Here is a 12,413-nt window from a genome sequence, read left to right on the forward strand (position 1 = left end):
GTTCTGAGGCGGCGCACTCTACTTTTCGGGGTGGAGTGCGCCCCCTTCTCAAACCGGTGCCCGCGTCTTTGGTGATTTTTGGCCTGCTTTTGCTGTGTGATTTTCCCTTTTTGTCATCCCCAACACTAGAAACTTCGTTTTATTGTTCGGCAGCCATCAATCCCTACGCGTTTAACGTGCTGAAGAACACCCGGCAGACACACCAAGACTTTGTTTTGGCCCCACCACTCTTTTCTGGAGGCACTGTGCGAAATACCTTGATGCGTAAACCACTCGCGGCGCTGCTCCTCGCGCTGAGCAGTGCAGGTTTGGCCGTCGGCGGGCCGAGCCAAACGCCTGCGGGCACGGTTATTGAAAACCGGGCGACGCTCGACTACCAACCTGAAGATCAAACCCTTCCGCCAGGAACAGTAACCACGCCGCCCGTCAAAACGGTAATTACCGCACAGTGCCGGCCCAGCGTTTTGCCGGACGGTACGGTGAGCAACCCCGGTCAGATCGTCAGTATCTTACCGGGCGAAAGTGGTTTGCTGCGCTATACCCTGGCCAACTCAGGCAACACTGACAGTGTCTTTGCGCTGAGCGCCCCGCAAGATCCTACTTCGGCTTTCCCGCTGAGCGATGTCAATATTTACGCCGATTACAATGGCAGCGGCCAAGTTGATAGTGGCGAAGGGCCACTCACCAGCCTGCAGCTCAAGGCCGATCAAGTGGTGCCGATGCTGGTCAGCTTCAAGTCTGCTGCGGCAGCACGCGGCGCGGCTTACCTGAACTTGGTGGCAGCTTGCCCAGCCAGTGAGGGCGGCGCAGTTGACAACAACAATGTGGGTCAGGTGCAAGCTGGTGAGCCGGCAGCACTGACGCTGACCAAAAACTTCAGTCAACAGGTGGTGCGGCCCGGTGGAGAAGTCAGCGTGTCGATCAACGCCGCCAACAACGGTCAGGGTGCTTCGCGCGAAGTGGTGATCACTGACCGGCTCGATACGCCCGACATGATTGACTTCCGTTTTATCAGTGGTTCGGCCTCCGTCAACGCCGGAACCCTCGAGTACACCGCCGACGGTAGCACTTGGGCCACTGCCGAACCCGGCAGCGTGCGCGGTTTGCGGGTGCGGATCGGTTCGCTGCTGCCCGGTAAGACGCTGGGCCTGAATTTTCGCCTCACCGCGCCGAGTCAGGTTTCCGGCAGCCGCACCAACATTGCCACGCTCCTGAGTAGCGGTTTTAACCTCCAAGCTCCTGCTACGACTGAAGTGCGCTACAGCCCCAGAATCGCGCTGGGGCCGGTCAACAACCCCGAAGCTCTGCCCGGCGGCGAGCTGAGCAGTGACGATCTTCAAACCAAGCCGCTCGCTTTCCTGAACCGCGAGATCTGCTTCCAACACACCGTCAAGAACCTCGGTGATGTTAACGACAACATCAGTATCAGTGGTCAGGTCGTCAAGGGCAGCGCCACTATCCGCTTGGCCGAGCTCGACGGTTCAGCCTTCCAGCAGTCCGTGGCGCTGACACCCGGCGCGAGCAAGTCGTTCGCAGCTTGCTACACCCCGACCAGCAGCGCCGCTCCCACCGACGGAAGTGAGGCCCTGCGGGTGCTCCTGACGGCCAACAGCGCTCAGGGCGCAGCCAAAAACCAAACCGTTGACGTGGTCACGAGCGTCACCAATGAAGTGCCTCAGCTCGTCAAGAGCGTTTCGCCCGGCGGCGTGGTCAAGCAAGGAGCGCAGCTTACCTACACCCTCAAAATCGTCAACCCTTTGAGTGTGGCCCTGACCAACGTGGTCGTCACCGATCAGCTCGATCCCAACCTCGATTTCGTCTCGGCGGACAGTGGCGGCACGCTCGTTAACGGCGCAGTGATTTGGAAGATCAGCAGCATTGCTCCCAAAGCGACCGTCAACCTGACGCTGGTGACGCAAGTTAAGGCCACCACGCCCGACGACACCATCATCAAGAACAGCTTTACGTTGGTGAGCAGCGAATTTAGCGAGCCGCTGACCTCCAACGAAGTGTCCACCACCGTGTTCGGCAGCGCCCTGATCTTCAACAAGACGTCTTCGCCTGCCGAAGCCTCGATTGGCGATACCATCACCTACACCTTTACCGTCACCAATCCCTCCAAAAATGCCACCTTCAAGCGCGTCGAAATCGTGGACACCATGCCCATCGGCATCGAGTACGTGCCGGGTTCCAGCCGCCTCGACGGTACCCCGATTGGTGATCCGGCGGTCGACGGTCAGAAGTACACATGGATTGTCAGCAACCTCGGCCCCGGCCAAACCGCCGCCGTCACGTTTGAGGCTCTGGTTTCGCCGAAAGTCGGCACCAGCGTCACCAACACCGCCATCGCCAACGCCATCAGCAGCGAAAACGCCTCGCAAAATGTCGGCTCGCAAACCACCAACCGCATTCGGGCGCTGATCTTCGAGCCGCTGTGCGACCTCGTCGGCTCGGTCTTCATCGACGTCAACCGCAACGGCACCTATGACAAGGGCCTCGACATCCCGATGGTGAGTGCCCGCGTCATTCTGGCCAATGGGCGCACCTCGCTGACCGACACGCAAGGCCGCTATCACTTCGCCACCCTCAAAGAAGGGTTCTGGGCACTGCGCCTTGACCCCAGCAGCGTCTACGCCCAGAACATCAGCTTGCCGCAAGACGGCGGACTGCCGGGCAGCCGGGGCGTGATGTGCCGTCAGCTCACCAGCGTGGACTTCCCGCTGGCCCCGGTGGCCGGTGACATCGGCGTGATCCGCGACACCACCCTCAAGATGGGCAGCTTCACCGTCCATAAGCAGGTCTTTACCACCCCTGAAGCCAACACTTATCTGGTGCAGCTGACCCTCAGCACCCCTGCGGCGCTCGGCGGCTTCACCCTGCAAGATCCGCTGCCAACAGGCGCAACCCTGCTCGACGGCCAAAACGCACTGACGTTTGATCCGCTGCCCGCCGGAAGCCGCGCCGTAACCTACCGTTTCCGTTTCGGCGGCGACCAGAAAGCCGCTGTCACCGATCCGACAGCCGAGTGGAGGTACTGAGTGAAACGCGCCATTACCACCCTGACCGCCGCGCTGATCGCCAGCGCCGCCGCTCAGGACATCGCCACCTCTTTACCGCTGACCAGTGTCGGCAACAAGCTGCTCTGGACTGTCGGCGACCAAGACCTCAAGTTGGTTGTGGGTGTGGCCAGCCGGGTGCAACTTGACCTCTACAGCGCTCAGTTCGATCCCAAAGACTACCGCTCGGCCACCTACTACGGCGACGAGTCCTACGCCGATCCCAGCGTTCATAGCACCTTCTCGCTGATCAAGCTCACCAAAGTGGCGGGGCAAGCCGACCAAGAAGACGTGCTGCTGACCAAAGACTTCGGACGCGGTCAGCAAGACTGGCAGACTTTTATCAATCAGGATTTGCCTGCCGGTGAGTACACCTTGCGGGTACAGACCGAAGGCAACGGCAAAAATACCTTCGCGCTGCGGCTCAAGTCGATTAGTGCGGCGATTCAGTCTGACCGCCTCAACGTCAACATTCACTCGCATGAGTGGGTTCCGGCGCTCAACGTCTACAACAAAGGCGGCCCGCTCGATATTCGGATGTACGACGGCGACGGCCCCAGCGAACTGCAGGCCGAACTGCGCGACTCTGCAGGCAATGCCTACCCAGTCAAAGTGTCGGATCAGCTCGAATGGGAAGACATCGCCATTCCTGAAGCGGCGGGCAATTACACCCTCTACCTCAAGCAGCCCGGCCAAGAAAAGCAGTTTTCTAACACCGTCGGCTTTGATCTGCGCCGCGCCAACGAACCGGCTGGCCCGATCACCGTGGTGCAGGCCGATACCACCGGCCAACTGCAAGTCACTGCCGAATTGATTTTGCCTTACGGCAACGAGCCGACCCAGGCCACCGTGGAAGCGGGCGACAAAACACTTGCGGTCAACGGCGAATTCAGCTTGCGGGTGCCGTCCGGCGATTATCCGGTCAGCGTGGCCCCGATTACTGGCGCGGAAGTCAGCATCGACAAATCCAGCGTCACGGTTCCCAAGCAGGGCGTCGGTAAGGTTGCCGTGCAGGTCAAGCCGGACGTGGCGCTGAGCTTCTCGGCCAACAAGCCGGAAGTCTGCGTCGGCGACGTCGTGACCTTCACCGCGCAGGCCACCACCGCTTTTGAGCGCCAAGCGCTGAACGCGGCTGTGCAGGTCAGCTTGCCCGCAGGCTTTACGGCCAATGGCGAACCCAGCTTTTCAGGCAAAGTAGACGCCAAGAATCCTGGTGTCCTTACCTTTGAAGCCACTGCCACCGCCGCGACGCCGGAAGCCAGTACCATCACCGCTTCGCTGACGCCCTGGAACAAAACCCAGAGCGCCAGCGTGCGGGTGCTGCCCACCGCCACCCAAATCGAGCTTCGCCGCTCGGACGTGGCTCCGGTGCAGCCCGGCGAGATTGCCACCATCACGCTCAGCCTCAAGAACACCAGCGCTGCTCCGGCTCCGTATACCCTGACCGACAGCAGCAGTGAACTGCTCGAACCGCTCGACCCGCCAACCTTCAGCGGCACCCTCGCTCCCGGCGAAGAAAAGACCCTGAGCTACCGCGCCCGCGTCAAAGCCGAGGGCGACGCCCAAGCCCCGCTGGAAGCAGTTCTCAAGAGCAGTTGCGAAAGCACGCAGCAACTTGGCGGCGTTTTGGTGGTCAAGCTGCCCCCACCGCCGCCTGTGGTGGTCACGCCGCCCACGCCCGAAGCGCAGGTTGAGCCAGCACCGGTAGCAGTTCCCACGCCGGTGGCCGCCGCGCCCAGCATCATGCGCGAATCGGTGGTGCAGATTCCCTTCGACGCGCCGCGCAGCGCCAACCAGATCATCATTGCCCACAGCGCTCCGCAGGGCAGCACCTATGTTATGGGCAGCAGCGCTCTCAACAGCAAACCCATCGCTGATCCTGAAGTCGGCAAGAGTGGGCGCTTTTACTGGACGACTCCCGGTGCGCCGCAGGGTGTGCTGACCTACAAGGTGACGCACGAAGGCAGCTTGCCCGCGCTCAACTCGCCCGCGCTGGTGGGCCGCTACGCCCACGACCGTCAGGAAGTGCTCATCGGCGACGTGGACTTGAGCGATCTCAGCGCGGCCCAGAGCCTTGATATGCAGGCCCAAACCGAAAACGCCGGGGCCATCAAGTTGCCGCTCGACGGAGCCATTTTCCGCGAGCGTGACCGCATCACCCTGGCGGTGTCGGGTTCAGACAGCGACAACAGTTTGCCCACCGTCAACGGCGTCGCGGTGTCTGAAGCCTCGATCGGTAAAAAAGTCATTGACGCGGCCAATGGCGTGCAGCGCCGTGAGTTTTACGGCGTGATGTTGCGGGCCGGCGAAAACACCATTGCCTTCGGGGGCCAGAGCATCAAAGTCTCCCTTGCCGGTGTGCCAGTGAAAGCCGAGATCACGGCCCGTCAACTCATCGCCGACGGCATCAACCCCATTCGGGTCAATGTCAAATTGCTCGACGCGCAGGGTGTGAGTACTTTCACACCGGTCATCACGGTGGAAAGCAGCCTCGAACCCACCGTCAAAGACGCGCAGCCGGCGGTGGCCAGTTACCAAATCACCCTCAAAGACGGTGAAGGCGTGCTGGAATTGCAGCCGCTGTCCGCGCCCACCCGTTTTAATGTCAAGGTGCAAGTCGGCGACAAGGTCTTCGAGCAAAAATTCGATGCTCAACCCAGCCAAAACCGGGTCGGCATCGGCTTCCTGAGCGCCACTGCCGGACTCGACATCACCGGAGCCGACAAATCGCCCTACTACGGCGTGCGCGGCGCGGCCTACTACGAAACGCCTCTGGCTGGCGGCAAGCTCTACGTCGCGGGCGCGGCAGCCGGAGAAGGTGGGCAAGGCAACGGCTTTAGCTTGGACGCCAAACAGGGTCTGGCCAAAACCACCAATCCACTGGAGCGCTACTCGACTTACGGCGACAGCAGTACCGAAGATTTGGCGTTGCAAGGCATCGATCCGGTGGCCTTCCGTTACGAGCATCCCAACTTCAATATCCAGTACCGGCAGTCCAGCTTGCCGATCAGCGTCTTTTCGATCAACGCTACGCCCACGGCGCTCTCGGGCTTTACCCGCACCAACCCCGGCGTCTCGGGTTTCGCGGCGTACCTTTCCAACGATCAAGTCAACGAAGACCTGATCGCCAACGGCACCCGCGTCCTCAATCTCTCGCGTACCGATGTCACCCACGACAGCGAAACCGTGCAGCTCGTTTCGGTCAGCCCGCTGACCCAAATCGAGACCATCAAAACGCTCAAGCGTTACGTGGATTACACCCTTGACTCGGTGGCCGGCGTCTTGTACTTCAGCAGCCCCGTCAATTTGGTAGACGAAACTGGCTCGCGCCAAATCGTGCGGGTCAATTACACCCTCGTCAACGGCAACCAAAACCGCTCAGTGGCGTGGGGCGCACAGATTCAGCAAGACCTCGGCCCAGTCAATCTGGCGGCGGCAGTGGTCAACATGAACGGTGTTACCACCACCGGCGCGAGAGTGAGCTTTAGCAGCGGCAATGCCAGCGGCAGTTTGCTGGCGGCCTATTCGGGCGGCATTCACGCCGACGGCGGCGTCTCGGGCAAAACGGGTTCGGTACAGTACGGCGCGTCGTTCCGCTACCAAGACGGCAAGTATGTGGGCCTCAACAGCACCCCGGTCGGCACCGCTGCTGTCGGTCAAGCGGACGTGGCCCTTACCGACAAGTTCGGCGTGCGGATTGGTGGCGATTACAGTTCTTCGGTCTCCAACGCGGCGGGCACGGCCAGCAAAACCAACACCCAAGGGCATGTCAGTTTGCTGGGCACCTACCTCCTCAATCCGGTGAAAGTCGGTTTGGGTGTGGAGTACGGCTTCGGCGACACTTCCGGCTTGGCGGGCGTGGCCAGCGTCGGGTACGTTCAGGGCGAAAACAGCGTCGACCTTCAGCACAGCCAGCCGATCAGTGGCGGTCTCAAGCCGCATACCACTTTGCGCGGCAAAGTCGGCATAGCCAAAAATGTCACCCTCAATGTCAGCGACGACTACGAGTGGGGCGGCGACAATGCGGCCACCGTGGGTCTCCAGACCACCTTGGGCGGCACCAACCTGAGCGTCTCGTATGATCTGCCCGGCAGCGGCGGCAGCGGCAACCGCGCCCGCTTCGGGGTAGACACCAGCTTGCCGCTCGGCGAGCACCTGGGCTTAGGCGTGTCGGGCAGTTACGCCTACAGCGTCGGTACCGGAAAAAGCGAGTGGAACGTGGGGCCGAGCCTCAAATACACCTCCGACAATCTGGTGGCCACCACTGGCGTTGACCTCGCCCAGACTGATCACCTCAGAACGGTGGTCAAGGGCGGCGTAAGTTACAGCGTCACTGATCAGTTCAGCCTCAGCCTCGACGGCACCAAAGTCTTCTCCGGTGTGAAAAGCGAAGAGGGCAATCAGTTCGCAGTCTCGGCAGCGCTCAGAAACGGCGCTTGGCAGGGCCTGAGCTACCTGCGCTACTCGGACGGCGCACTTGGCGGCAAAAATCCGCAGTTCATCGGTGAAGTCAACGCTGAATACCACCGCGCCGATTACTCGGTGCGGGCGGGACTGGCCGGACGGATGCTGGCGGGCGACAGCGGCAGCTTGACGCTTCAGCCTTCGGTCAGCGGCACCTATTACTTGAATGACACCTTCGGTATTGGCGCGGCGGCACGCGGCCTTTTCCAACCCGGCACCAACTACAGCGCGTACAGCCTTGGCCTCGAAGCCAGTGCGAGGGTATTGCCCGGCACTTGGGCGACGCTTGGCTATAACCCGGTGGGCTTTGACGGCGTAGCCAGCAACCTGTACACCCGTAGGGGACTTTATGTGCGCCTCGACCTGATGCTCGACGACGGCCAACGCGACAACAGTTTGAGCCTTTCCCAGGGAGATAAGAAATGAGATTGGACTGGCCCTCTTCCTCGACTAGGCCCCGTTTGCTCGCCAAGCTGGCGCTGCGGCTCGCCTTCTGCCTACCGGTCATTGGTGGCGCTGCCCTCGCGGACGCAACGTCCAGCGGAAGCTACTGCACCGCAATCTACGGTGTCGGTGGCAACGCCATCACCTTTTTCAACACCACCAACAGCACCTTCTCGACCTTGACGACCAATCCTTCTGCCAGCGATATGAACGCCACCGGCGTCGACCGCAGCAACGGCAGAATTTATTACGTCGACCGTGGGGTTTCGGCTGTTTGGTATTACGACCCGATCAGCCAGCAGCATGTCAAGGTGGGCAACTTTAGTCCGCCTCCGGGCGTCTCGCCCACCAATTTGATTGCTGGCGGCTTTGATGAAAACGGCAACTACTATATTTATTATGGTGAGGGTTCGTATACCACTCTCAATAAATCAACTGGTCAGGCCGCGCCTTACAAGAAGCTCAGTTACAATGGTAATCCGGCGCTGTCGTCAACCACCAACGGCGACATAGCGTTTAACGGCACGCAGGGTTATCTCATCTACGAAACCGGTTCTTCAAGGCGCTCTAACGTCTTCGACTTTAATTCGTCGACGGGCGCACTCTCCAATCCCAAGCCAATGACCTTAAACGGCTCGCCCGTGACTTCTGATTCGAACGGCGGGATCAACGGCTTGGCCTACGAACCAGCTTCTGGCACTTTTTATATCAGCACCAGTGGCGGCACCATCACCGGCGGTTTGTACCAGTTGGACGTCAGCAGCGGCGCGATTACCCTCAAAAACAAGATCTCGGGGATCAACGATTTGTCGAGCTGCTCACGGCCTCGGCCTTTTCCGCCCAGCGTGACGAAGGTCTTTAATCCGCCGGCGGCCAACGCGCCTGCGGCGAACAAAGAGCGTGTCAGTACCTTGAGTCTGACCATCAACAACCCCAACGCCGCGCCGCTTTACCTCAACAGCAGTTTCGACGATGTTTTCCCCACCTCACCCGCCCAGATGTCGATTGCTTCGACGCCCAACTTGACCATCACCCCCGCCAATTGCGTAGCGTCCAGCAAAGTGGTGGCCACGGCGGGCGCGACTCGTCTGACGGTTGTAGACGGAGCGGGCTTTGCCTCAGGGAGCTGCACCATTTCGGTCAACGTCACCGTTCCCAAGGCGGGCAGTTATCTCAACACCGTCGCGGCAGGCGAACTCGACACCACCACCGGCAAAAATCCTCAACCGACCAGCGCCACCCTGACGGTCACGCCAGTGGACATCAAAGTGGTGAAAACCGGCCCCGCGACGGCCAACGTGGGCGAGGTCTTTAGCTTTACCGTGACCAGCAGCAACGTCAGCCAAGGTACGGCGCTCAACGTGGTCACGACCGACACGCTGCCTGCCGGTCTGAATTTCGTTTCAGCCGATAACGGCGGCACCTACAACGCTCCGAGCCGTACCGTGACTTGGCCCACTGTGGCGAGTCTGGCTCCCAACGCCAAGCAGGTCTACAGCGTTTCGGTTTCGGCTGATGTGGTCAGCGCCGGACAGAGCTTGACCAACGTGGCCAAAGTCGCCACGCCCACACCTGAAACCGATCTTACCAACAACACCGATCAAGCCACGGTGAAAATCACCAACCCGACGGTGCCGGTGCCTAATTCCGGAACCTGCACAACCGCAGCGCCGTATCTCCAGACCTTCAACAGCGGCGGCCCGCTGGCGGAAGTTCGCAATCACCGCTACTTGACCGATGCGAACACCGTGACCAACACCGATGGTAGCTACACTGTATGGAACCAAATTGACCATACCGGCAACGGTGGCAGCGCCCTGTATTACAACATCGCCAATTTTGAAAACAAGAACGGCGGCAACCTGACTACTCCCGGCCTGCTCTACGAAAGCCAGATCACGGTGCCGGCCGGTTCGACCATCAGCTACGAAAACTATGTTCGCAGCCACTCCAACACCGCGACCCAACTCCAGTACCGCTTTTATGACGGTGTCAGCGGCAGTTTGCTCCAAAGCTACAACGGAGCGCTGGCCACCACCGACTACACCAAACAAAGCGTGCCCAGCTTCGTTTCGCCCAGCAACAAAGTGATTGTTCGCCTCTACACCCTTAAAGATGGCACCACCGCCGATCTCAATGTCCTCAAGCTCGACGACATCAAGCTGACTTGCCCGCTTCCGGCGGCGGCGCTGAGCATCACCAAAACCCACACCCCGGCTACCTTCCAGGTTTTGCAGGCCGGGTTGTACACCATCAACGTTTCCAACGCGGTGAGTTCTGCTGCCACCAGCGGTGTCATTACGGTCAAGGATCAGTTGCCCGTCGGCATCGGCGCGGCGCTGCCCAGTGGCTTCTCGCCTGCGGCAGGCTGGACTTGTACTTACAGCGGTGAAGCGGAACAGGGCGTCGGGTACGCGCCCAACCCCAACGAAGCGCAACTCCTGACCTGCACCACCACCACTGTGCTGGCCAGCGGCAGTTCGGTCAACTTGTCGATCCCCGTGAACGTGACGCCCAAAGCCGGCAGCAACGTCGTGAACAAAGCCAGCGTGGGCGGCGGCGGCGACACCGATCCCCTCCCCGATCCGGCAACGTGTACTGTTGGCGCTCAGTGTGCCCAAGACACGGCTCCCGTCACCCCGCTGCCCGTCCCACCTGCAACTTGCAGCACCGGAACCCCGACCAACTTGCTGGCCTCGCCCATCACTGGCTACCAAGATAACGACAGTGCTACCCTTCAGAGCGACGGCAAGTTGATCACCGACGCTGCGGCGTACAGCACCGGCACCGGCCCTTCCGGCAGCTTCGTGATTGACGGCACCTACTTTTTCAACAACGGCTACGGCCCGATCAGCAAAGCCAGCACCTTGCAGCTCGTTGTCAACGGCACGGTCTACGCCAGCTTCCTCACCGAAGACGCTTACAGTGGCCGGGCCAGTGTGGTTCCTGCCAACGGTGCGAGCTTGGAAGGCGGCGCGGCCAGCCTGACACTCAACCGCTACACCTCCTCCAAAATCTGGGTGACGTTGCCCAGCAGCGTCAAGAGCATCAGCAGCGTACAGGTCAAATTCATCTCGAACGCGTCTGGCGGCGGCGTCAGCGATGATTACGGATTTACCGTAGCCAACGCTCTGGCTTGCACCCAGCCTGCTCCGCCCAAAGCGTTACTGGATAAAACAGTCCAGAACATCACCGCCAATGGCCCAGTGACGAGAGACAGTCTCGGCAAACCCGGTGACGTGTTGGAGTATTGTCTCACCGCTTCAAACATCGGCAACACCAGCGTCACCAAGCTGGGTCTCGGCGACAACATTCCCGCCAGCACCACCGCCCAAGTCGGCGGCTACGGGCCCGGTAAAGACGTCAAGTACACCTTGCCGGACGGCACCACCAAGTTCCTGACCTTCGCAGCTGACGGTGACGCAGCGCAGTTGGGCAAGGACACCAACGGTATTACCCCACGTCTCTTTGTCAACGACACCACCCTGACGCTTGCGCCCAGCAAAAGCTTTATCGTCTGCTTCCGCGCAACCATCAACTAAGGGAGCAGTTCACCAAAGCTACAAAATAAAGAAAAGCACCTACCAGTTATTGGGCAGGTGCTTTTCTTTTCTCGGAGCATCAGTACAAATGATCTAATACTTCGTCTTTTATGATGAAACTGTTTTCTTTAGTTGGAAAGTTCTTTTCTCGGACATCGGCGGCGTATTGCTTGAGGGCTTCGGTGGCCAGTTGACCGAGTTCAGCGTAACGTTTGGCAATTTTCTTTTCGTTATCGTAAACGCCCAGAACGTCGTGATACACCAGTACCTGACCTTTGCAGTACGGCCCCGCGCCAATGCCGATGGTGGGAATGCCGAGCTTTTCGGTAATGAGTCGGGCCAGCCGCGCCGGAATGACTTCCAGCACCACTGCGAAAGCTCCTGCCGCTTCTACGGCGAGAGCGGCCTGCACGATTTTCTGAGCGCCGATTTCGTCTCGGCCCTGCACTTTGCGCCCGCCCAACGAAACTTCGGTTTGCGGCGTGAGGCCCACATGGCCCATCACTGGAATGCCGTTGCGGCTCAGCACCGTGATGGCCTCCAGCACCTCTGGTGACGCGCCCTCGACTTTGATGGCGTCGGCTCCAGTTTCCTGAATCACCTTGATGGCCGCCCGCATGGTGTCTTGCAAACTGGTGTGGTAAGTGCCGAACGGCAAATCGGCCACCAAAAAGGTCTCCGGCGCACCCCTACGCACGGCGCGGGCATGGTGGATGATGTCGCTGAGTGTGACCGGCGCGGTGCTGTCATAGCCAAGCACGACGTTACCGAGGCTGTCGCCGACCAAGATCAGGTCCATTCCGGCCCGCTCGGCCTGCTGTGCGCCGGGGTAGTCATAAGCCGTGACCATCACCAACGGCGTGTCGCGAATCAGTTCGGGCAAGGTAAGTTTCATGCTTGAAGGCTA

Annotated in this window: 4 protein-coding genes; 3 read left to right on the forward strand and 1 reads right to left on the reverse strand. The window is 60.2% G+C overall.

What is annotated here, in order from left to right; translation table 11 throughout:
- The first annotated feature begins 260 nt into the window (after window positions 1–260).
- The 3 genes from EHF33_RS01220 to EHF33_RS01230 are packed head-to-tail and all read left to right on the forward strand — an operon-like array spanning window position 261 to window position 11,506.
- Entirely contained in the window at window positions 261–3,038 is a 2,778-nt protein-coding gene (locus tag EHF33_RS01220) for an isopeptide-forming domain-containing fimbrial protein (protein ID WP_164473376.1), read from the forward strand.
- Window positions 3,039–7,946 carry a DUF11 domain-containing protein gene (locus EHF33_RS01225; RefSeq protein ID WP_124867259.1) on the forward strand — a complete coding sequence of 1,636 codons (4,908 nt, stop codon included), beginning with the start codon at window positions 3,039–3,041 and terminating at the stop codon, window positions 7,944–7,946.
- Window positions 7,943–11,506 carry a DUF11 domain-containing protein gene (locus tag EHF33_RS01230; protein ID WP_124867260.1) on the forward strand — a complete coding sequence of 1,188 codons (3,564 nt, stop codon included), beginning with the start codon at window positions 7,943–7,945 and terminating at the stop codon, window positions 11,504–11,506. Before EHF33_RS01225 ends, EHF33_RS01230 begins: the two co-directional genes overlap by 4 nt.
- A 79-nt stretch (window positions 11,507–11,585) precedes the next feature.
- Here EHF33_RS01230 and panB read toward each other — a convergent pair whose 3' ends face one another.
- On the reverse strand, window positions 11,586–12,401 hold the full coding sequence (gene panB, locus EHF33_RS01235) for a 3-methyl-2-oxobutanoate hydroxymethyltransferase (protein WP_124867261.1): 816 nt from the start codon (window positions 12,399–12,401) through the stop codon (window positions 11,586–11,588).
- Window positions 12,402–12,413 lie beyond the last annotated feature (12 nt).

This window comes from Deinococcus psychrotolerans, assembly GCF_003860465.1.
In the GTDB taxonomy this organism is placed as follows: domain Bacteria; phylum Deinococcota; class Deinococci; order Deinococcales; family Deinococcaceae; genus Deinococcus; species Deinococcus psychrotolerans.

Excerpts from the sequence above, each read along its gene's own strand:
- EHF33_RS01220 (WP_164473376.1), top strand. The coding sequence starts at position 261 with ATGCGTAAACCACTCGCGGCGCTGCTCCTCGCGCTGAGCAGTGCAGGT.
- EHF33_RS01230 (WP_124867260.1), top strand. The coding sequence starts at position 7,943 with ATGAGATTGGACTGGCCCTCTTCCTCGACTAGGCCCCGTTTGCTCGCC.
- panB (WP_124867261.1), bottom strand. The coding sequence starts at position 12,401 with ATGAAACTTACCTTGCCCGAACTGATTCGCGACACGCCGTTGGTGATG.